This window comes from Stutzerimonas sp. LR2 (genome assembly GCF_055755175.1).
In genome coordinates this window covers 202939-222296 of record NZ_JBVTRR010000005.1, presented here as the reverse complement: position 1 = coordinate 222296, position 19358 = coordinate 202939, and the positions used below count along the sequence as shown (strand labels likewise).

Below are 19358 nucleotides of genomic sequence, written 5' to 3'. Positions count from 1 at the left end.
TTGGTCATTCGTTGGCGTTGCCGGTCGGCAGCAAACCTCGTTCGGCGAATACCGTCTTGACGGTGTGCATGCCATTGAGTGCCGCCGGGAAGCCCGCATAAACCGCCATCTGAATGACCACTTCGACGATCTGCTCCGGCGTGCAGCCGACATTCAGCGCGCCGTGAACGTGCACCGCCAGCTGCGGTTGGCAGTGGCCGAGCGCGGTGAGCGCCGCCACGGTCGCCAGCTCGCGCTGGGGGAGGTCCAGGCCGGGGCGCTGATAGATGTCGCCGAAGGGAAACTCGATCACGTAGCGGGCCAGGTCCGGTGCGATGGCTTGCAGGCTGTCGATGACCTTGCGCCCGGCTTCGCCGTCAATTTCTTCGAGCTTGGCCAGGCCGTTTGTGTAGCGGGTCGATGCAGACATGGAGCGTTCCTCTTGATGGGCTAGAGGAAAGCCTGCGGGTTGGAGTCAGCTCCAGGTCAAGCGGAAGTTTGCTGGCGATACAGGGCGATCTTCGCGCGCAATGCGTCGAGATGATCATGGTCGCGCTGGATGCGTTCCTGCAGCCGGGTCGCATGTTCTTCGAGCAGCGCCTGGCGCGCCGCCAGCGTGGTAGCGCCGCATTCGCGCAGTTCGGCATAGCGGATGATGTCTACCAGCGCCATTCCGGTGTCTTTCAGGCGCAGGATGAAGCCGATCCATTCCAGGTCGCGTGGGCCATAGACGCGAAAGCCGCTGGCATCCCGAGCAACCTGCCGCAGCAGGCCGATCTTCTCGTAATAGCGCAGCGTGTCGGCGGACAGCCCGGTACGTGCGGCGAACTGCCGGATGCTCAGGCGGACCGGCACCTCGTTCATGCTTTGATCGACCGCAGAACGACGAATTTCGGCGTGGCGGCGACCTGCTCGGCATTGCCGAACAGACGCTTGAGCTTGAGGTGATAGCCAAGGTGGCGATTGCCGACGATCCACAGCTCACCGCCCTTGGTCAGTGCCGCCTTGGCCTGGGTGAACATGCGCCAGGCGAGGAAATCGCCGACTACCTGCTGCTGGTGGAACGGCGGATTGCACAGCACCAGATCCAGCGAGCCGGGCGGCTGTTCGGCCAGGCCGTCGCCGGCGCGGATATCGGCCGGGCGCTCGCCGAGGATCGCCTGCCAGTTCTCGCGCGCCGACTGCACCGCCATGTAGCTCTCGTCCACCAGGGTCAGCTCCGCCTGCGGGTTACCCAGCGCGTAGACGATGCCGAGCACGCCGTTGCCGCAGCCTAGGTCGGCGACACGTAGCGCGCCGAGCGCCTTGGGCAGATGCGGCAGAAAGGCGCGCGTGCCGATGTCCAGCCCTTCGCGACAGAACAGGTTGGCGTGGTTTAGCAGTTCCAGTTTTGGCTGGTCGAGCTGATAGCGGGTCGGGTAGGGCGACCGCGGTACCGGTTTCGCGCTTGGCGTGGCGCTGAGCAGGCGGGCCTTCTTTACCGCCAGCGAAGCCTGCACCGGGCCGATGTACTGCTCCAGCAGATCACCGGCGGCACGCGGCAGGTGCTTGATCATCGCCGCCGCGATCACCTGCGCGCCGGGCGCCAGCTGGCCGTGCAGACGGATCAACTGTTCTTCCAGCAGGGCAAGGGTCTTCGGTACGCGAATCAGCACCCGGTCGAACGGGCCCTCGGCGACCTCGCTGGCGGGAACGAAACGCACGCGTTCGGCCGGCAGGTCATTGCGTGCCAGGTTTTTCTGCAAGGCCAGATGGGCCAGATGCGAATCGCCGCTGCTGGTCACTTCGACATGCGCGGCCAGCGCGCAGGCCAGCGCACCGAAGCTGTCATTGAGAATCAGCACCCGCGTGGCGGCCGGCAGACGCTGTTCATGCAGCGTGGCGAGCAGGTATTCGTCGGCGGCGTCGAAGGCCTGCAACGGCTCGTTGGGCTGCTCCGGCTGGCGGATCAGGTCGAGGCTGGCGTACGGGGTGTCGAGAATAGGCATGAGAACTGGCGGTGTTTGTGGGCGTCGGAAAGGAGTATCAAGAGTTCACGGGGCGCCACGTAAGTGTCCACTGATGCTCGGAGGGAGCGAAGTATGACCGCCAGCGAAGAGAAGTTCACCCGCCAGCGCCTGCTCGAGGTGCAGACGCTGACGCCCAACCTGTTCACCCTGCGCACCAGCCGCGACCCCGGCTTTCGTTTCACCGCCGGGCAGTTCGCCCGCCTCGGCGTGCGCAAGCCCAGCGGCTGTATTGTCTGGCGTGCCTACTCCATGGTATCGGCGCCGCACGACGAGTTTCTCGATTTCTTATCCATCGTGGTGCCGGACGGCGAATTCACCAGTGAGCTGAGCCGGCTCGAGGTGGGCGACGAGTTGCTGGTGGACAAGCAGGCCTTCGGCTTCCTGACGCTGGATCGCTTTCCCGATGGTCGTGACCTCTGGCTGCTGGCCACCGGCACCGGGATCGCCCCGTTTCTGTCGATCCTGCAGGACTTCGAGGCCTGGCAGCGCTTCGAGCGCATCATTCTCGTCTACAGCGTGCGCGAAGCCCGCGAACTGGCCTATCAGCAGCTGATCGCCGAACTGCCTCAGCGCGACTACCTGGAGGGTCTCGGCGAGAAGCTGCTGTACCTGCCGGTAGTCACGCGCGAACGGGTGTCCGGCGCGCTGCATGGGCGCATCACCACGCTGATCGAGAACGGCGAACTGGAGCGCGCTGCCGATCTGCAGCTGACGCCGGAGCATTCGCGGATCATGCTCTGCGGCAACCCGCAGATGATCGAGGACACCCGTGCGGTACTGAAAGCCCGTGATCTGAACCTGGCGATGACTCGCAGGCCCGGTCAGGTGGCAGTGGAGAACTACTGGTAGTCGATTGCCACGGGAGGCCCCACAAAGCAAAAGCCCCCGCCGGACGATCCGACGGGGGCTTTGTCTTTCTGGCGAGGCTTGCCGGTCGGCTCAGCCGTTACACGACGCCCTGGGCCAGCATGGCATCGGCGACCTTGACGAAGCCGGCGATGTTGGCGCCCTTGACGTAGTTGATCCGGCCGTTTTCCTCGCCGTGGGCGACGCAGGCGTGGTGGATTGACTGCATGATGCCGTGCAGCTTGGTGTCCACCTCACCAGCGGTCCAGTGCAGGCGCATGGCGTTCTGGCTCATCTCCAGGCCGCTACAGGCCACACCACCGGCGTTGGAGGCCTTGCCCGGGGCATAGAGGATGCCGGCCTCGAGGAACAGGTCCACGGCTTCCAGGGTCGACGGCATGTTGGCGCCTTCGGCGACGCAGATGCAGCCGTTCTTCAGCAGCGCGCGGGCGTCTTCGCCGTCCAGCTCGTTCTGCGTGGCGCAGGGCAGGGCGATGTCGCACGGCAGGCTCCAGGGACGCTGGTCGGCCATGTAGGTCACGCCGAACTGCGTGCCCATCTCTTCCAGACGACCGCGACGGACGTTCTTCAGATCCATCAGATAGGCCCACTGCTCGTCGGTCATGCCGTCCGGGAAGTGCAGCGTGCCGCCGGAGTCCGACAGCGAGACGACGCGGCCGCCCAGCTCCATGACTTTCTGCGCGGCGTACTGCGCGACGTTGCCGGAGCCGGAGATCGCCACGCGCTTGCCATCGAAGCTGCTGTGGGTGCTCTTGAGCATTTCCTCGGCGAAATACACGCAGCCGTAGCCGGTGGCTTCCGGGCGGATCAGGCTGCCGCCGTAGGGCAGGCCCTTGCCGGTCAGTACCGAGGTGAACTGGTTGGACAGGCGCTTGTACTGGCCGAACAGGAAACCGATTTCGCGGCCGCCAACGCCGATGTCACCGGCTGGCACGTCGAGGTCGGCGCCGATGTGGCGGTACAGCTCGCTCATGAAGGACTGGCAGAAGCGCATCACTTCGTTGTCGCTCTTGCCCTTCGGGTTGAAGTCCGAGCCGCCCTTGCCGCCGCCCATGGGCAGCGAGGTGAGGGAGTTCTTGAAGACCTGCTCGAAGGCGAGAAACTTGAGTACGCCGATGTTTACCGACGGGTGGAAGCGCAGGCCGCCCTTGTATGGGCCGATGGCGCTGTTCATCTGGATGCGGAAACCGCGGTTGACCTGAACGCGGCCCTGATCGTCGACCCACGGCACGCGGAAGATGATGGCGCGCTCCGGCTCCACCATGCGTTCGATGATGCCGGCCTGCATGTAGTGCGGGTGGGCTTCGAGGAATGGCCAGAGGCTGCGAACCACTTCTTCCACCGCCTGGTGGAATTCGGGTTGGTGGGGGTCGCGTTGCTTCAGTCGGGCGAGAAAGGCATCAACGGTTTCGATCATCAGTAGGCCCTCGGCGACCGCTTGTTGGCAGTCATTGATAATTTTTTTGGCGGGCGACTGTAACAAACCTGATTTGCACCGCGGAAGTGCGATGTGGATGGAGGGTGCCTTTATGTGGTGCGCGGCGTGCGGCGCCAACGGATGGTGATGCTTTGCGCGTATCGCTTGTCTGGTGCGCCTTTCAAGGGAGGTCGAGAAGGAGTTCCCCGTCGCTGTCCTACTTTGCGCCGAAATGTCGCATCGAATGCATCGTTTTTGTGCGCATGGCGGGCGAAGCGGTCAGTCCGCCAGCTCGCACCGGTTGCGACCGCTGCGCTTGGCCCGCAGCAGGGCGAGATCGGCACGGTTGATGGTGTTCGAATAGGTTTCCTCGGGGCGCAGTTCGGCGATGCCCATGCTGGCGGTGACCCCGAGCAGATCCTCGTTCACCCGTACGCCCAGCGCCGCGATGCTGGCGCCCAGGCGGCCCATGACGGTCTGCGCCATCTGTGCGGTGCACTCGGGCATCAGGATCAGGAACTCCTCGCCGCCCCAACGGCCGCACAGGTCGTGCTCGCGGATTTCCGACTCCATCACCCGTACCACCTCGATCAGCACCCGGTCGCCGACATCGTGGCCGTAGTCATCGTTGATGATCTTGAAGCGGTCGATGTCGAGCATGACCAGCGCCAGCGGGCGTCCGTAGCGCTTGGCCCGCTCGCTTTCCTCGCGCAGGCGTTCGGTGAGCAGGCGGCGGTTGGCGATGCCGGTCAGTGAGTCCAGCATCGAGGCTTCGCGTAGCGAGGCGTTGAGATCCTGCATCATCGCCTGGTAGCGATCGGAGATGCGCGCAACCTTCTCCAGCTGGCGCAGCTGCTTGTCGAAGCGCGCCGCCAGGCTCAGTTCACGCTCGCGGGCAATGCTCTGGTAGCCGTCGGAGACGCGGGCGATTCGCTCGATGCGCCCGAGCAGATCGTGGTGGGCGCTCCACAGCTGGCTCAGGGCTTCCTTGAGTGGATGCCCTTCGAACTGTGGATCGGCGAGAAGGCTGGCTACTTCTTGCTCTAACGGTGATGGCCCGCGCATATCGACCTTCTGTCAGTCGTGACTCAGGATGGAGAACGGAAAGGTGCAGTCCTCCTTGAACTCTTCGGCCAGCTCGACCACGCGCTCGTTGCGGACGTCGTAGTACCAGTTGACCGCCACCTGGCGGCCATCCTGGAAGGCGGCCTCGAGCAGGTCGAAGATATCCATCATCGCCTTGATGCTGCTGGTGTTGAGGTACAGCAGGCGCAGTTCGAGGCTGAGCGGGTGGCTGGCCTGGCCCAGGAAGCGTTCGATCCACTCGTAGACCTGATGGAACAGTTCGTAGGAATTCTCCGGGTAGGAATCGCCCTGCATCGAAACGATGCCTTTTTCCCAGTCGGACTGGATAGCGGGAGTGGACTGGCTGCCGGGGATGGAAAAGTCGTTCATGGGGATGCTCTTGGGATTCAGATGACGGCGCTCAGGCTGATGAAGGAAAGTTCGCCGGAGACCGGCTGCAGCGAAGCCTTGAGCGGTTCGCTGGACTTGCGGGCGATATCGATCAGGCCCAGCCCTGCGCCGGTGGCCACGTGTTCGTCGCGTGGCTTGCGCAGTTGCTCCTTGTACAGAGCCTTCAGTTCGGCTTTGTCTTTCTTCGCCAGTTCCGCGACAGCGTTGAGCAATACCTGACCGTCGGCGGTTTCGATGAGATTGCCTGCCGAGACGACATAGCGGCCCTGGTCATCACGCGAAACCACCACGGTGGCGCCGGCCTGCTGATCGGACCAGTTCTTCTCGCGGGTGTAGTGGCGGATGTTCTGCGTCATTTCGATGTACACGGCGAACACGTCCATCGCCGAAGATGGATGTGCCTGCTCTTCGGCCATGTAGTTGCGCAGCGCGTTGCCGATTTCTTCGATCAGGCTGCGTGAGATGGGGCCGTTGAAGCACAGCATTATCTGTTGCTGGTTGTAGCATTCGCGCATCGCGAACATGTCAATGGGGGCCATGGCCAACTCCCTGTCTCAATCGAAACGGAAACATAACATCGTGATGTCGTCGCGCTGCGGAAATTCTCCCTGGTAGCGCGCCAGTGCGAGGCTGAAGGCTTCGCCCTGTTCAGCCAGCGGACGCCTTGCATGCTCGCGGATCATGCTGGCGAAGCGGCTGTTGCCGAAGCCGTAGCCCTGGTCGCCGCCGGCCTGGTCGAGGAATCCGTCGGTGGTCATGTAGAAGGTCCGGCCTGACCGCAGGTCGATACTGGTGTTGTGGTACTCGCCGACGCGCTTGTCGCCGATCGCCCGGCGTGCCGCCTTGACCTCGTGAACGTCCTCGCCGTCACAGTAGTACAGAGCGATCTTCGCGCCGGAATAATGCACCTTGCGCCGCTTGAGATCGACATAGGCCAGGCCGATGTCCATGTTGGTGGCCAGCGCGTGGGCATCATCCTCTTCCTTGAGCATGCTGCGCACGATGGCGTCGGTACGCGCCAGCGCCGCGGCCGGATCGGCCAGGCCGGTGCTGCCGAGTGCCTGATCGATCGCGGCATGGGCCAGCATGGTCATCAGGGCGCCGGGTACGCCATGGCCGGCGCAGTCGACCACGCCGAACAGACAGCCGTGGTCGTCGGCGCGATAGACATAGAAGTCACCACCAACGACATCGCGCGGCCGCCACAGCACCGCATGGCGATCGCCCATGGCGCTGACCAGCTGCCGGTTCGGCAGGATCGAGCGCTGGATGAGGCTGGCGTAATCGATGGAGTCGTCGATCTTCTTGTGTGCCGCGGCCATGTCCCGGTTGGCCTGTTCCAGGTCGCGGGTGCGCTCGCGTACGCGGTTCTCCAGCTCGCTGGTGTGGCTGCGCACCTTCTGTGCCATGGCGCCGAAGGCTGCGCTGAGCTCGCCGATCTCGTCCTGGCGATGCAGCGGCAGCGGCGCGTCGTACTGCCCGGCCGCCAGCGCCTGGGCGCTGCGGCGTAGCTGGCGCAGCGGCTTGAGCACGCGCTTCTCCACCAGCCAGGCGCCACCGCCGATCAGCAGCAGGAACAGCACGAGGAACAGTCCGATGGCCGGCAGCAGCGGACGCACCTCGACCACCTGCGCGGTGCTCAGGTCGACGGCGCTGGCGACGAACCACTGCAGTTCCGGAATCCAGCTCAGCGCCAGCAATCGCGGGGCGCCATCCAGCGTGACCCGAACGGTCGCCACGCTGCCGGGACTGTCGCGGCTTTCGGCCATGGCCTGGCGTACCGCCGACGCTGCGCTGAGGTCGTCGAGCAGGCCGAGGATATTGGTGGACAGCGAGCGCCCCCGTGCCGTCTCGGCATTCAGCGTGACGAGGTTCTGGTTGGGGTGGACCAGGATGGAGCCGAAGGCGTCGAGCACCATCGACTCGACACCGACCTTGTTGGACTCGATGAAGTCGTCGAGGAAAGCCTGCAGACCGATGCCCGAGCCGACCAGCCCGAGGCGCCGATCGCCATCTCGTACCTGCACGTTGAACCAGACCTTGAGTTCGCCGGTGACCACCGAACGATCGACGTTGAGTGCGTAGGGTGCATTGGCCTGGAGCGTCTGGAAGAACCACTCGTCGCGCGGATTGTCCGGGCTCATTTCATAGCGCGGCGTCTCGCTGGGCGCCTGGTCGGGCCCGTTGGAATAGTAGCTGTTGCTGCGTGCCGACGCGGCAAAGTAGGCGTGATCGCCCAGCGCTTGCTGGTAACCGGCAGCTTCCTTGAAAAAGGTCTCGCGCTTGGTCGGATTGCGCTCGTCGTTGAGCCAGGCGAGGGTCAACTGCGACGCGGCGAGGCGCTGGGCGAGTGCGAGCTCGCGAGACACCGGCGCGAACAGGCGTTCGCGGTTGAGTTGCACCACGTTGCGTGCATAGGCTTCGCCGAAGCGGTTCTGCACGCCGAGCAGCGCCTCGCGGCCGATGAAGCCTGCGAACACGAAGGCCAGCAGGCAGGTAAGCAACAAGGCCAGCAGTGATTTGCCGCGCAATCCCAGGGCTGCCATGCGAAATTCCTTCCTGTCACGAAGTCGTGGCGCGGTAGACGATTGCCGGCCGTGGATCAGAGTGGGCGGCAATTATCCGGCATAAGGCGTTTTGCTACTAGTCGATTGTCGTGTTTCTGACGCAGGAACGGAGCCGATTGGCTCCGTTCCTGTGTGCATGCCGACTTACTGCGCCAGTTTCTTGTACTTGACGCGGTGGGGCTGGGACGCGGCATCGCCGAGGCGCTTCTTGCGATCGGCCTCGTATTCGGTGTAGTTGCCCTCGAAGAACACCACGCTGCCATCGTCCTCGTAGGAGAGGATATGAGTGGCAACCCGATCGAGGAACCAGCGGTCGTGGGAGATCACGATGGCGGCGCCGGGGAAGTCCAGCAGTGCCTCTTCCAGCGAGCGCAGGGTTTCCACGTCGAGGTCGTTAGACGGTTCGTCGAGCAGCAGCACGTTGGCACCCTGCTTGAGGGTCAGCGCCAGGTGCAGGCGGCCACGCTCACCACCGGACAGATCCTTGACGAACTTCTGCTGGTCGCCGCCCTTGAAGTTGAAGCGGCCGACGTAGCCGCGCGACGGCACCTCGTAGTTGCCGATCTTGATCATGTCGAGTCCGTCGGATACCGCTTCCCACACGGTCTTGCTGCCGTCCAGGTCGTCGCGGCTCTGATCCACGCAGGCCAGCTGCACGGTATCGCCGATCTCGATGCTGCCCGAATCCGGGGTTTCCTTGCCCATGATCATCCGGAACAGGGTCGACTTACCGGCGCCGTTACCACCGATCACGCCGACGATGGCGCCCTTGGGCATGCTGAAGCTCAAGTCGTCGATCAGCACGCGGTCGCCGTAGCCCTTGGTCACGTTCTTGAACTCGATGACCTTGTCGCCCAGGCGTGGGCCGGCCGGGATGTAGATTTCGTTGGTCTCGGCGCGCTTCTGGAATTCCTGCGACTGCATCTCCTCGAAGCGCTGCAGGCGGGCCTTGGACTTGGCCTGGCGGGCCTTGGCGCCCTTGCGCACCCACTCCAGCTCTTCCTTCATGGCTTTTTCGTGGGCCGACTGCTGCTTGGACTCCTGGGCCAGACGCTCGGACTTGGCTTCCAGCCAGCCGGAGTAGTTACCCTCGTACGGGATGCCGGCGCCGCGGTCGAGCTCGAGAATCCAGCCGGCGACGTTGTCGAGGAAGTAGCGGTCGTGGGTGATGGCCACCACGGTGCCCGGGAAGTCATGGAGGAACCGCTCCAGCCAGGCGACCGAGTCGGCGTCCAGGTGGTTGGTCGGTTCGTCCAGCAGCAGCATGTCGGGAGCCGACAGCAGCAGACGACACAGCGCCACACGACGCTTCTCGCCGCCGGACAGGTGCTCGACCTTGGCGTCCCACGGCGGCAGGCGCAGGGCGTCGGCGGCGACTTCCAGCTGACGCTCCAGGTTGTGACCGTCGGACGCTTGCAGGATGGCCTCCAGCTTGGCCTGCTCGGCAGCCAGGGCGTCGAAATCGGCGTCCGGCTCGGCGTAGGCGGCGTACACCTGATCCAGGCGCGCCTGGGCGTCCTTGATCTGGCTGACGGCTTCTTCCACCACATCGCGAACGGTCTTGCTCGGGTCGAGCTGTGGCTCCTGTGGCAGGTAGCCGACATTGATCCCCGGCATGGCGCGGGCTTCGCCGTCGAACTCGGTGTCGACGCCGGCCATGATGCGCAGCAGGGTGGACTTACCGGCGCCGTTCAGGCCGAGCACGCCGATCTTGGCGCCAGGGAAGAACGACAGGGAAATGTTCTTGAGGATCTCACGCTTCGGCGGAACGACCTTGCTCAGCCGGTGCATGGTGTAGACGTATTGAGCCATGGAAACAGATGCCCGTGACAGTGGTGATGGATGCCGCCCCGGAGCCCGCGAGGGCCAGGAAAAGGGAGGCATGTAAAGGGCGCAAAGCTACCCGAATGCACCGGTCAGGGCAAACCGCCGCAGCGCCGCGGCGGCGGCTCCGGGGCGCCTGCTGCTCATCTTGTACATGACTATCGCTCATACCCGCCGCCGGCCGGATGAGGTAGAATCCGCGCCTCTCTTTTTATACCGCCAGCTGATCTCAGAGGACTGCCATGTTCAGCCGTGATTTGACCCTCGCCCGTTTCGACGCCGATCTCTTCGCTGCCATGCAGCAGGAAGCCAAGCGTCAGGAAGACCACATCGAGCTGATCGCCTCGGAGAACTACACCAGCCCGGCGGTGATGGAAGCCCAGGGTTCGGTGCTGACCAACAAGTACGCCGAAGGCTACCCGGGCAAGCGCTACTACGGCGGTTGCGAGTACGTCGACGTGGTCGAGCAGCTGGCCATCGATCGCGCCAAGCAGCTGTTCGGCGCCGACTACGCCAACGTCCAGCCGCACGCCGGCTCCCAGGCCAATGCCGCGGTCTACCTGGCCCTGCTCAGTGCGGGCGACACCATCCTCGGCATGAGCCTGGCCCACGGTGGTCACCTGACCCACGGTGCCAGCGTGTCCTCCTCCGGCAAGCTGTACAACGCCGTGCAGTACGGCATCAACGATCAAGGCCTGATCGACTACGACGAAGTCGAGCGCCTGGCCGTCGAGCACAAGCCGAAGATGATCGTCGCCGGTTTCTCGGCCTATTCCCAGAAGCTGGACTTTGCCCGCTTCCGCGAGATCGCCGACAAGGTCGGTGCCTATCTCTTCGTCGACATGGCTCACGTGGCCGGTCTGGTCGCCGCCGGCGTCTACCCGAACCCGGTGCCCTTCGCCGACGTGGTCACCACCACTACTCACAAGACCCTGCGCGGCCCGCGCGGCGGCCTGATCCTGGCCAAGAAGAACGAGGAGATCGAGAAGAAACTCAACTCCGCAGTCTTCCCGGGCGCCCAGGGCGGCCCGCTGGAGCACGTCATCGCGGCCAAGGCGGTGTGCTTCAAGGAAGCCCTGCAGCCCGAGTTCAAGGCTTACCAGCAGCAGGTAGTGAAAAACGCCCAGGCCATGGCCGAAGTATTCATCCAGCGCGGTTTCGACGTGGTTTCCGGCGGCACCCAGAACCACCTGTTCCTGCTCTCGCTGATCAAGCAGGACATCACTGGCAAGGACGCGGACGCCGCCCTAGGTCGCGCCCATATCACCGTGAACAAGAACAGCGTGCCGAACGATCCGCGTTCGCCGTTCGTCACTTCCGGTCTGCGTATCGGTACGCCGGCCGTCACCACCCGCGGTTTCGGCGAGACCGAGTGCCGCGAGCTGGCCGGCTGGATCTGCGACATCCTCGATAACATGGGCGACGAGTCGGTGATCGACGCGGTCCGCGGCAAGGTCGAGGCGGTCTGCGCCAAGTTCCCGGTGTACGGTAACTAAGCGCGTCCAGACGCAAACGGAAAGCCCGCGCAAGCGGGCTTTCTGCTTTCTGGCGCCGACAATTGCTGATGCCTTGATCCCGGTCGTCGCTGCGGGCTTGTGCCGCGCTAGACTCTGCTTACCGCTCATCGGAGTTCTGGCATGTTCAAAAACGCCACCGGCGTGATCCTCCCGCCGCCGCTTATCTACCTGTTGTTCCTGGCTGCCGCCTGGTTGCTCGACGCGATGCTGCCCATCGCGCTGCCGCAGACGCTCTGGACGCGCTACATCGGTTGGGGATTGATCGATGCCGGCGTGCTGTTGATGCTCTGGGCCGCGTTGTTGATGCTCTGGCGCAAGACCACGGTCAATCCCTACGGCAAGCCCGCGAAATTGCTGGAGGAGGGGCCGTTCCGCTTTTCGCGCAATCCCATCTACCTGGCCGACAGCCTGATCTACGGCGGCATCGCCTTGCTCTGGGGCTCGCTGTGGCCATGGCTGCTGCTGCCCCTGGTGATCCTGACCATGCAGCGCGGGGTGATCGTGCACGAAGAGCGATTGCTAGGGCAGCTGTTCGGCGATGACTATCGGGCCTACTGCACGCGCGTCCGCCGCTGGTTGTGACGACGACTTCAGCTGGCGCTGTCCTATAGTGAACCCAGACCTAGCGGAGTAATGCCATGAGTGATTCGTCCAGTGAGCGCCGGCGCTTTCAGCGCATCGAGTTCGACGCTGCCACCGAGCTGGTTCAGGGCGAGCGCCGCTGGCCGGTCGAACTGCATGACCTGTCGCTCAAAGGTCTGCTGGTCCGCCGTCCGGCGGGCTGGAGCGCCGACGCCGGGCAGCCGTTCGAGGCGCGGGTTCGGCTGTCCGACGATGCCGAGGTGCGCATGGAGGTGACGATGAGCCACGAGGAGGGCGAGCTGATCGGTTTCGCCTGCCAGCACATCGACCTCGACTCCATTGCCCACCTGCGCCGTCTGGTGGAGCTCAATCTCGGCGACGAAGCGCTGCTGGAGCGCGAACTGGCCGCGCTCGGCGAGGCCTGACGGCTATTCGAAGAGCGCGTCGAGCGCCTGTTCCAAACGCGTCACCGCGATGATCTGCAGGCCCGCCGGCGCCTCTTTCGGCGCGTTGCCCTTGGGCACGATGGCGCGCTTGAAGCCATGCTTGGCGGCCTCCTTCAGGCGCTCCTGACCGCTCGGTACCGGGCGGATCTCTCCGGACAGTCCCACTTCGCCGAACACCAGGAGGTCGGTATCCAGCGGTCGGTTGCGCAGGCTGGAGATCACCGCAGCCATCAGCGCCAGATCCGCCGCGGTTTCCAGCACTTTCACGCCGCCTACCACGTTGATGAACACGTCCTGGTCATAGGTCGGGATGCTGCCATGGCGATGCAGCACGGCCAGCAGCATGGCCAGGCGGTTCTGGTCCAGGCCCAGGGTGACGCGCCGCGGGTTGGCCAGGTGGCTGGTATCGACCAGCGCCTGCACTTCCACCAACATCGGCCGGGTGCCTTCCCAGGTGGCCATCACCACGCTACCGGGCACCGCCTCCTGAGCACGGGTGAGAAAGATCGCCGAGGGGTTGGTGACCTCCTTGAGGCCCTTGTCGGTCATGCCGAATACGCCCAGCTCGTTGACCGCGCCGAAGCGGTTCTTCACCGCCCGCAGCAGGCGCAGACGGCCATCGGACTCGCCCTCGAAATAGAGCACCGTGTCGACCATATGCTCGAGCACGCGCGGCCCGGCCAGGGCGCCTTCCTTGGTGACGTGGCCGACGAGGAAGATCGCCGTGCCGCTCTGCTTGGCAAAGCGCACCAGCAGCGCCGCGCTCTCGCGCACCTGGGCCACGCCGCCAGGCGCCGACTGCAGCTGCTCGGTGAAGATGGTCTGGATCGAGTCGATGACCATGACCTTGGGCTTCTCGGCGCGGGCGGTGGCGATGATCGACTCGATGCAGGTCTCGGTCATCACCTTGAGCCGGTCCTGCGGCAGGTCCAGGCGACGGGCGCGCATGGCGACCTGTTGCTGCGATTCCTCGCCGGTGACATACAGCGCCGGGAAGCGCTGAGCGATAGCGCAGAGCGTCTGCAGGAGGATCGTGGACTTGCCGATGCCCGGGTCGCCGCCGATCAGCACCACCGAGCCGTCCACCAGGCCACCGCCGAGCACGCGGTCCAGTTCGCCGGAGGCGGTGGAGAAGCGCGGCACTTCCTCGACGCTGACTTCGGCCAGGGTCTTGATGTTGGCCTGGTCACCGGCCCAGCCGGCGCGTCCCGAGGCGGCTGGGGTGGCCTCGACGACGGTTTCCACCAGCGTATTCCACGCGCCGCAATCGCCGCACTGGCCGGCCCACTTGGGGAAGGTCGAGCCGCATTCGGTGCAGCCATACATGCGCTTGGCCTTGGCCATGGGAAACTCCGGGTCGGAAAAGGGGTGTCGCATGATAACGGCTGACTTGATTGGCATCAGCCACAAGCGGAAGCGGAGCAGCCAGACTGTAAACAAATCGAGCAGGAGTGCGTGCCATGCGACATCTGTTGTTTCTGCATCTGCTGGGCGCGACCGTCTGGGTTGGCGGCCATCTGGTGCTGTTGCTGGGCGTGCTGCCCAGGGCCATGCGCCAGCGCGATCCGCAGCCGGTACGCCAGTTCGAGCAGCTTTACGAACGCATCGGCATTCCGGCGCTGCTGATCCAGATCATCACCGGCTTCTGGCTGGCGAGCCTCTGGCTACCCCACGGGCAGTGGTTCGATACCACACCGATCGCTCGGCTGGTGCAGGCCAAGCTGGTGCTGCTCGGCTTGACCGCGCTGCTCGGCGCCCATGCGCGGCTGGCGTTGATTCCGAAGCTGGACGGGCAACGCCTGCCGCAGCTGGGCCTGCACATCGTGCTGATCACGCTGACCGCAGTGGCGTTCGTCTGGGTCGGCTCGGGCTTTCGTTTCGGCGGCCTGTTCTAGCCGAAGGTGAAAATAGAAAGCCCGCCGAATGGCGGGCTTTTTCCGTTTCGCTGGAGCTTAGCCGCAGCAACCGCCGCAGCAGCTGCCGGAGGCGCGCCGGAGGTCGCGGGCGATGTCGTCCTTGAGGGTCACGCGTTCCTGCTTGAGGGCGGTGAGCGCGGCGTCTTCGAGGGTTTCGACGCCGTCCTCGACGCGGCAGATGCGCTTGTCCAGCGCTTCGTACTCCTCGGCCTTGCGGGCGAAGAGAGGGTCTTCCTGGCGCAGGCGCTGCAGTTGTTCGCGCTTTTCAGGAAAATCCTTGATCAGGGGATGGTGTTCGACGTGCATGGAAATCGCTCCGGGTGTCAGGAAGGGCTCTACCTTATTCGCCCGTCCGGCAGAACCGGTTGACGGCGATCAAGCGAACCTCACTGGCAATCCTCGGTCGATGAAAGGCGCATCGGCGTGGTCAGTCGTGGCCGGCCCGCCTATGCTCTACGACGGTGCTCCGCGAGGTAGCGCACCGTTGCAGGCCAGCCCGCCACTACCAGAAGGATGAAGCGAATTATGAGTCTGATCAGCGAATTCAAAGCGTTCGCCGTGCGCGGTAACGTCGTCGACATGGCGGTGGGGATCATTATCGGCGCCGCGTTCGGCAAGATCGTGTCGTCGTTCGTGGATGGCGTCGTGATGCCGCCGCTGGGGTTGCTGATCGGAGGTGTGGATTTCTCCGATCTGGCGATCGTGCTCAAGGAGGCGGCAGGGGATGCTCCGGCCGTGCTGCTGCGCTACGGCGCGTTCATTCAGACGGTGGTGGATTTTCTGATCATCGCCTTCGCCATCTTCATGGCGATCAAGGCCATCAATCACCTGAAGCGCAAGGAGGCCGAAGCGCCATCCGCACCGCCGGCTCCCAGCAAGGAAGAACTCTTGCTGAGCGAGATTCGGGACCTTCTCAAGGAGCAGCGGCGCGGTTGAGCGCCGCCGAGGTCCGCTCCCGGCGCAGGCGTCGGGAGCGGCTTTCGGTTACTGCGGTTTCGGCGTGTCGGCGGTGCTCGCCGGAAGAACCGGGTAGGCTACCTGAGGCTGATCGCCGGTCACGCTGCGCAGGAAGGCGGTGATGGCGCTGACCTCGTCCTGATTGAGCTGACGGCCCAGCTGGCTGTCGCCCATGATGGCCACCGCCTGCTCCAGTTCCCAGACCTCGCCGCTGTGGAAGTACGGCGGCGTCAGGGCGACGTTGCGCAGCGGCGCGGCGCGGAAGACGTATTCGTCGCTGGCGGTGTTGGTCACCGTGAAGCGGCCCTTGTCGCCGGCCGGCAGCACTTCGGCACCCGGCTTCTTGACGACGCCGAAGGGGAAGTAGCCCTGGCCGCCGAGGTTCACGCCGTTGTGGCAGGCGGAACAGCCCGCGTCCATGAACAGCGCGAGGCCTTGCTTCTGCTTGTCATCCAGGGCCTTGTCCTCGCCCTTGAGGAAGCGGTCGAACGGTGAGTTCGGCGTGGTCAGGCTGACCTCGAAGGCTTCCAGCGCATAGGCCATGTTGTCGAAGCTGACCGGGTCCTTGTCTTTCGGGAAGGCCTTCTTGAACTCGGCGGCGTACTCCGGAATGCTCTTGAGCGTGGCGACGACGCGTTCGGGCGTGCTGTTCATTTCCACGCTCGCCTGGACCGGGCCCTTGGCCTGTTCCTGGAGATCCTTGGCGCGGCCATCCCAGAACTGGGCGGCGTTGAACACGGCATTCAGCACGGTGGGCGAGTTGCGCGGGCCTTTCTGCCAGCCATGGCCGATGGACGTCGGCACGTTGTCGCTGCCGCCGATGCTCAGGTTGTGACAGGTGTTGCAGCTGATCACATGGCTGCTGGACAGGCGCGGGTCGAACCACAGCTTGTGCCCGAGCATGGCCTGATCTTCGCTGACCTTCTGGCCACGCACCTCGGTGACTTTGTCCGGAATCGGCTTGAAGATGGCATTGGCGCGTTCGCGAAGATCGTCAGCGTTCGCGGCGCCGGTGACCAATAGGCTGCTAAGCAATAGGGGAAGAGAAGGGCGCATCACGGAAGCTCCTTTTTGTGTTGGCTGGCTTTAGGAAGCGCTTTTCCGTCAAGCGACCGTTTGATCTGCATCAAGCCCCGGGGCGGAGTCCGCTGCGGCCAAATGTATCCACTTGTGTCATTACAGCCGCCGCTCGGGTTTTATCGCCGAAACCGGACCGTCGCCCGCTGGATGCCCGGGCCGGCTGCCAGCCTTGCGGCGCGCCCGAGGCAACGCCAGAATGACGCCATCAATCGTGGCCGCATGCGCCACTCCAGCAAGGATTCCCGATGCCTGAAACTGTCGCTGCCGGCTTGCGCCTGGCACCCGATGCGCTGACCCGTCCCTTCGAGCCCAGCCAATTCAACTTCAAGACCACCGCCGAGCTTGAGCCCTTTCTCGGCGTGCTCGGTCAGGAGCGCGCCGTCGAGGCGCTGCAATTCGGCGTTGCCATGCCGCGACCCGGTTACAACGTCTATGTGATGGGCGAGCCGGGCACCGGGCGTTTCTCTTTCGTACGGCGTTACCTGAAGGCCGAAGGCAAGCGACTGCAAACGCCGTCGGATTGGGTCTACGTCAACAACTTCAACGAGCCCCGTGAGCCGCGGGTGCTCGAGTTGCCCCATGGTGGCGCGGCGGGGTTCATCGCCGACATCAACCAGCTGATCGACAATCTGCTGGCGACCTTTCCGGCGGTGTTCGAGCATCCGAGTTTCCAGCAGAAGAAGAGCGCCATCGACCGCGCCTTCAACCAGCGCTACGACAAGGCGTTGGACGTCATCGAGAAGCTTGCGCTCGAGAAGGAAATCGCCCTCTACCGCGACAGCACCAATATCGCCTTCACTCCGATGAAGGACGGCAAGGCGCTGGACGAGACCGAATTCGCTCAGCTGCCGGAAGCCGAGCGCGAGCGTTACCACGAAGATATTTCCGCGCTGGAAGTACGCCTGAACGAAGAGCTGGCCAGCCTCCCGCAGTGGAAGCGCGAGTCCACCAACCAGTTGCGCCAGCTCAATGACGAGACCATCAGTCAGGCACTGCATCCGCTGCTGGCGCCCCTTTCGGAAAAGTATGCCGAGAACGCCGGCATCGAGGCTTATCTGCAGGCGGTGCAGGTCAACCTGCTGAAGACCGTGGTCGAGCAGCTGGTCGACGAGAACCGCCCGGAGGCACAGAACCGCGTGCTGCTCGAGGAGCAGTACAGCCCGAGCCTGGTGGTCGGCCACCCGGTCGATGGCGGCGCGCCGGTGGTGTTCGAGCCGCACCCGACCTTCGACAACCTGTTCGGCCGTATCGAATACGGCACCGACCAGGGCGCGCTTTATACCAGCTACCGCCAGCTGCGCCCCGGCGCCCTGCATCGCGCCAATGGCGGCTTTCTCATGCTGGAGGCCGAGAAGCTGCTCAGCGAACCCTTCGTCTGGGAGGCGCTCAAGCGCGCCCTGCAATCGCGCAAGCTGAAGATGGAGTCGCCGTTGGCCGAGCTGGGTCGCCTGGCCACAGTGACGCTGACGCCGCAGGTCATCCCGCTGAACGTCAAGGTGATCATCATCGGCTCGCGCCAGCTCTATTACACGCTGCAGGACCTGGATCCGGACTTCCAGGAGATGTTCCGCGTGCTGGTGGACTTCGACGAGGACATCCCGCTGGCCGAGGACAGCCTCGAGCAGTTCGCCCAGCTGATGATGACCCGTACATCGGAAGAGGGCATGGCCCCTCTCACCTCGGCAGCGGTGGCGCGCCTGGCAACCTACAGCGCACGTCTGGCCGAGCATCAGGGCCGGTTGTCGGCGCGCATTGGCGACCTGTTCCAGCTGGTCAGCGAGGCCGACTTCATTCGCCAGCTGGCCAAGGACGAGGTGACGGACGTCGGCCATATCGAGCGTGCACTGAAGGCCAAGGCCACGCGCACGGGCCGCGTTTCGGCGCGGATTCTCGAGGACATCCTCGCCGGCGTGATCCTGATCGACAGTGAGGGTGCAGCGATCGGCAAGTGCAACGGCCTGACCGTGCTGGAAGTCGGTGATTCGGCATTCGGTATGCCGGCACGCATTTCCGCCACCGTCTATCCGGGTGGTTCAGGCATCGTCGACATCGAACGTGAGGTCAACCTCGGCCAGCCGATCCACTCCAAGGGAGTGATGATCCTCACTGGCTACCTGGGCAGCCGCTACGCCCAGGAGTTTCCCCTGGAGATTTCCGCGAGCATCGCGCTGGAACAGTCCTACGGTTACGTCGATGGCGACAGCGCCTCGCTGGGCGAGTGCTGTGCGTTGATCTCGGCGCTGTCGCGCACACCGCTCAAGCAGTGCTTCGCCATCACCGGCTCGATCAACCAGTTCGGTGAAGTGCAGGCGGTCGGCGGGGTCAACGAGAAGATCGAAGGCTTCTTCCGCCTTTGCGAGGCGCGCGGCCTGACCGGCGAGCAGGGGGTGATCATCCCGTTCGCCAACGTCACCACCCTCATGCTCGATGAGCGCGTGCTGGAGGCCGTACGCCAGCAGCGCTTCCACGTCTATGCTGTAAGACAGGTGGATGAGGCGTTGTCGCTGCTGGTGGGCGAGGATGTGGGCGCGGCCAATGAGCAGGGCCACTTTCCCAAGGGCAGCGTGAACGCCAGGGTAGTCGAACGGCTGCGCGACATCGCCGAGATCGAACTGGAAGAGGAAGGCAAGGGCGAGACGGCGGTGGCGCCGGAGCAAGAGGCTGCCAAATCCGAAGGGAGCAGCTGAACGTCGCCATTGTGCGGTTTTTGAACGGAACGAT

The 19358-nt window shown here is 64.3% G+C and carries 19 protein-coding genes; 7 read left to right on the top strand and 12 right to left on the bottom strand.

Annotated features, from left to right (window positions below; translation table 11 throughout):
* Positions 1-4: 4 nt before the first annotated feature.
* From ACVRRC_RS18655 to ACVRRC_RS18645, 3 genes are read right to left on the bottom strand one after another with little or no spacing between them, the layout of a single operon-like run.
* Positions 5-409, bottom strand: a complete 405-nt coding sequence (locus tag ACVRRC_RS18655; protein ID WP_013981831.1) for a carboxymuconolactone decarboxylase family protein — start codon at positions 407-409, stop codon at positions 5-7.
* 56 nt (positions 410-465) lie between these two features.
* A complete protein-coding gene (locus tag ACVRRC_RS18650; protein WP_106442824.1) occupies positions 466-843 on the bottom strand; it encodes a MerR family transcriptional regulator in 378 nt (125 codons plus the stop codon).
* The gene (locus ACVRRC_RS18645; RefSeq protein ID WP_197861055.1) at positions 840-1967 is read right to left on the bottom strand and encodes a methyltransferase; all 1128 of its coding nucleotides are present in this window, start codon (positions 1965-1967) and stop codon (positions 840-842) included. Before ACVRRC_RS18645 ends, ACVRRC_RS18650 begins: the two co-directional genes overlap by 4 nt.
* A gap of 93 nt (positions 1968-2060) precedes the next feature.
* On the opposite strand from ACVRRC_RS18645, the gene ACVRRC_RS18640 reads away from it, so the two are divergent.
* Positions 2061-2837 (top strand): ferredoxin--NADP reductase, encoded by a 777-nt coding sequence (locus ACVRRC_RS18640; RefSeq protein WP_472997352.1) that lies wholly within the window; start codon positions 2061-2063, stop codon positions 2835-2837.
* Between the two features lie 97 nt (positions 2838-2934).
* Here the strand turns inward: ACVRRC_RS18640 and gdhA are convergent, their stop codons facing one another.
* The 6 genes from gdhA to ettA form a co-directional block, all read right to left on the bottom strand.
* Positions 2935-4272, bottom strand: coding sequence for an NADP-specific glutamate dehydrogenase (gdhA, locus tag ACVRRC_RS18635; protein WP_019406335.1), 1338 nt, complete (start codon positions 4270-4272; stop codon positions 2935-2937).
* Between the two features lie 279 nt (positions 4273-4551).
* A complete protein-coding gene (gene siaD, locus ACVRRC_RS18630) occupies positions 4552-5337 on the bottom strand; it encodes a biofilm regulation diguanylate cyclase SiaD (RefSeq protein ID WP_017245365.1) in 786 nt (261 codons plus the stop codon).
* Positions 5338-5349: 12 nt separating this feature from the next.
* Positions 5350-5727 (bottom strand): biofilm regulation phosphoprotein SiaC, encoded by a 378-nt coding sequence (gene siaC, locus ACVRRC_RS18625; RefSeq protein WP_014595875.1) that lies wholly within the window; start codon positions 5725-5727, stop codon positions 5350-5352.
* Positions 5728-5744: 17 nt separating this feature from the next.
* Positions 5745-6287, bottom strand: a complete 543-nt coding sequence (gene siaB, locus ACVRRC_RS18620) for a biofilm regulation protein kinase SiaB (RefSeq protein ID WP_014595876.1) — start codon at positions 6285-6287, stop codon at positions 5745-5747.
* Positions 6288-6302: 15 nt separating this feature from the next.
* Complete coding sequence (gene siaA, locus ACVRRC_RS18615; protein WP_017245364.1) at positions 6303-8294, bottom strand: biofilm regulation protein phosphatase SiaA; 1992 nt, start codon at positions 8292-8294, stop codon at positions 6303-6305.
* Between the two features lie 165 nt (positions 8295-8459).
* Positions 8460-10127: an energy-dependent translational throttle protein EttA gene (ettA, locus tag ACVRRC_RS18610; RefSeq protein WP_017245363.1), complete on the bottom strand. Its 1668-nt coding sequence runs from the start codon at positions 10125-10127 to the stop codon at positions 8460-8462.
* 254 nt (positions 10128-10381) lie between these two features.
* Here ettA and glyA point away from each other — a divergent pair, with 254 nt between their 5' ends.
* The 3 genes from glyA (at position 10382) to ACVRRC_RS18595 (ending at position 12663) form a co-directional block, all read left to right on the top strand.
* Positions 10382-11635: a serine hydroxymethyltransferase gene (gene glyA, locus ACVRRC_RS18605; RefSeq protein WP_013981842.1), complete on the top strand. Its 1254-nt coding sequence runs from the start codon at positions 10382-10384 to the stop codon at positions 11633-11635.
* Between the two features lie 141 nt (positions 11636-11776).
* Positions 11777-12238, top strand: a complete 462-nt coding sequence (locus ACVRRC_RS18600; protein WP_472997351.1) for a methyltransferase family protein — start codon at positions 11777-11779, stop codon at positions 12236-12238.
* Positions 12239-12294: 56 nt separating this feature from the next.
* The gene (locus tag ACVRRC_RS18595) at positions 12295-12663 is read left to right on the top strand and encodes a PilZ domain-containing protein (protein WP_013981844.1); all 369 of its coding nucleotides are present in this window, start codon (positions 12295-12297) and stop codon (positions 12661-12663) included.
* A 3-nt stretch (positions 12664-12666) separates the two neighbouring features.
* On the opposite strand, the gene radA is transcribed toward ACVRRC_RS18595, so the two are convergent.
* On the bottom strand, positions 12667-14028 hold the full coding sequence (gene radA, locus ACVRRC_RS18590) for a DNA repair protein RadA (protein ID WP_011912133.1): 1362 nt from the start codon (positions 14026-14028) through the stop codon (positions 12667-12669).
* A gap of 116 nt (positions 14029-14144) precedes the next feature.
* Between radA and ACVRRC_RS18585 the strand changes: the two genes are divergently transcribed.
* Entirely contained in the window at positions 14145-14579 is a 435-nt protein-coding gene (locus ACVRRC_RS18585; protein ID WP_011912134.1) for a CopD family protein, read from the top strand.
* Between the two features lie 57 nt (positions 14580-14636).
* Here ACVRRC_RS18585 and ACVRRC_RS18580 read toward each other — a convergent pair whose 3' ends face one another.
* Positions 14637-14906, bottom strand: coding sequence for a YdcH family protein (locus ACVRRC_RS18580; RefSeq protein WP_472997350.1), 270 nt, complete (start codon positions 14904-14906; stop codon positions 14637-14639).
* 219 nt (positions 14907-15125) lie between these two features.
* On the opposite strand from ACVRRC_RS18580, the gene mscL reads away from it, so the two are divergent.
* Entirely contained in the window at positions 15126-15536 is a 411-nt protein-coding gene (mscL, locus tag ACVRRC_RS18575) for a large-conductance mechanosensitive channel protein MscL (RefSeq protein ID WP_014595898.1), read from the top strand.
* A gap of 48 nt (positions 15537-15584) precedes the next feature.
* Here the strand turns inward: mscL and ACVRRC_RS18570 are convergent, their stop codons facing one another.
* A complete protein-coding gene (locus ACVRRC_RS18570; protein WP_472997349.1) occupies positions 15585-16613 on the bottom strand; it encodes a cytochrome-c peroxidase in 1029 nt (342 codons plus the stop codon).
* 269 nt (positions 16614-16882) lie between these two features.
* Here ACVRRC_RS18570 and ACVRRC_RS18565 point away from each other — a divergent pair, with 269 nt between their 5' ends.
* Positions 16883-19324 carry a Lon protease family protein gene (locus tag ACVRRC_RS18565; RefSeq protein WP_472997347.1) on the top strand — a complete coding sequence of 814 codons (2442 nt, stop codon included), beginning with the start codon at positions 16883-16885 and terminating at the stop codon, positions 19322-19324.
* Positions 19325-19358 lie beyond the last annotated feature (34 nt).